Below are 447 nucleotides of genomic sequence, written 5' to 3' on the forward strand. Positions count from 1 at the left end.
AGGTGGCGGGCGACCTGGTTGGCGCGGCCGTCGAGTTCCCGGTAGGTGAGGCTGTTGCCGTTCTCGTCCGTGACCGCGATCGTGTCCGGTGTTCGTACGGCCTGGGTTGCGAAGAGGTCGTGCAGGGGGATGTCGGTGAGGGGGGTGTCGTTGCCGTTCCACTGCACCAGGACCCGTTCGCGGTCGGTGGCGTCGAGGGTGTCGAGTCGGCCCACCGGCTGGTCGCCGTGCGTGGTCAGGGTTTCCAGGACGCGCAGGACCCGCTGCGACAGGGAGCGGGCCAGGCGGCCGTCGCAGACGTCCGCGCGGTAGTCGAGGTGCAGCCGCAGTGCGGCGTCCCTGGTGTGGGCGACCAGGTTCATGGCGAAGTCGGTGCTCTCGGCGGCCGTGAAGCCGTCCATCCGCAGACCGGCGCCGTCGAGGCGCGGGTCCGTGGCGCCCGGGCTC

General features: G+C 71.6%; 1 protein-coding gene. It reads right to left on the reverse strand.

Annotation, left to right across the window (positions count from 1 at the left end):
• A partial coding sequence (locus tag G3I71_RS47580; RefSeq protein ID WP_164325179.1) for a hypothetical protein occupies window positions 1-447 on the reverse strand: 447 nt, incomplete at both ends.

Origin of the sequence: Streptomyces sp. SID12501 (assembly GCF_010550245.1) — a bacterium.
In the GTDB taxonomy this organism is placed as follows: domain Bacteria; phylum Actinomycetota; class Actinomycetes; order Streptomycetales; family Streptomycetaceae; genus Streptomyces.